Source organism: Alcanivorax sp. 1008, assembly GCF_020667895.1.
Taxonomy (GTDB): Bacteria; Pseudomonadota; Gammaproteobacteria; order Pseudomonadales; family Alcanivoracaceae; genus PGZG01.
In genome coordinates this window covers 1-431 of sequence record NZ_JAFMPS010000093.1, presented here as the reverse complement: position 1 = coordinate 431, position 431 = coordinate 1, and the positions used below count along the sequence as shown (strand labels likewise).

The following is a 431-nucleotide window of genomic DNA, read 5'->3' as shown; positions in this document are numbered from 1 at the left end:
GAGAATGTTGCGGGTAATAAAAAAGGGTTTTATATTTGCACCCGCTAAAACGCCGAAGGGCGGTTTTGGGTAACAGAAAAAGTTCATTAACATATTGAATTGACAGCGTAAGATCGGGACCGGAAACGGTCTTGGTCGACAAGAGAACGAACCATCATGAGTACTTTGGAAATTCTGAATCGGTCGTTGAATAATATTTAAGATTTAACGATGAAGAGTTTGATCCTGGCTCAGGACGAACGCTGGCGGTGCGCCTTATGCATGCAAGTCGAGCGAAGCTTTTCAGTAGTTTACTACAGAAAATGACTGAGCGGCGAACGGGTGAGTAACGCGTGAGCAATCTACCTTAGTTACAGGGATAGCCCGAGGAAACTCGGATTAATACCTGATATTCTTTATATTTCGCATGAAATTAAAAGGAAAGGTCAGCC

The 431-nt window shown here is 43.2% G+C and carries 1 rRNA gene; it reads left to right on the top strand.

The window, feature by feature from the left end:
• Positions 1 to 207: 207 nt before the first annotated feature.
• Positions 208 to 431 (top strand): 16S ribosomal RNA (locus J1C54_RS16425); the annotation flags it as partial.